This window comes from Pseudoalteromonas sp. S4741 (assembly GCF_005886135.1).
In the GTDB taxonomy this organism is placed as follows: domain Bacteria; phylum Pseudomonadota; class Gammaproteobacteria; order Enterobacterales; family Alteromonadaceae; genus Pseudoalteromonas; species Pseudoalteromonas tetraodonis.
Genome location: NZ_PNCN01000231.1, coordinates 1 through 470, shown reverse-complemented (window position 1 = coordinate 470; position 470 = coordinate 1). Strand labels below are relative to the sequence as shown.

General features: G+C 42.3%; 1 protein-coding gene. It reads right to left on the bottom strand.

The window, feature by feature from the left end; genetic code table 11:
• A partial coding sequence (locus CWC30_RS17945) for a hypothetical protein (protein WP_008114111.1) occupies positions 1 to 248 on the bottom strand: 248 nt, incomplete at its 3' end.
• Positions 249 to 470: the final 222 nt, after the last annotated feature.

The window sequence follows — 470 nt, the reverse complement described above, 5'->3', positions numbered from 1 at the left end:
TAGTGCTTACGCCCTACGCCGTTGCGCACCATATCTTGGCCGCTTTGAAAAATCTCTTCGGTAATTTCACGGGCTAATAAAAGCTGTTGCTTGTCATCAAACACCGCGACAAAACGGCTGCCGTCGGCATTATTAGTTGCCATGCCGACGCCTGCTACGCCAGTTAAACCTAAACCGCCGTTTTCCACTTGTAGTAAAAAGCTTTCAAGTTCCGCGAGAGTGTCGATTGCGGTTAGTTTATTTTCCATTATGGTTACTCTGTATGTTGCTCGCCACGGCGAGTCTGTAAAAAATATGCAGTTATTTTACAGCACACAGTAAAAACTTAAACCATCTTATGGCAAAACAATAACAACGCGCTATAAAGCATCGGCATCATAAATTAAAAACCCCGCAAATGCGTAATGCAGATCAGTTAAGAATATTTTTATGATCACTTGACTGATCTTTCCATGGCTTCAAAATCCGAT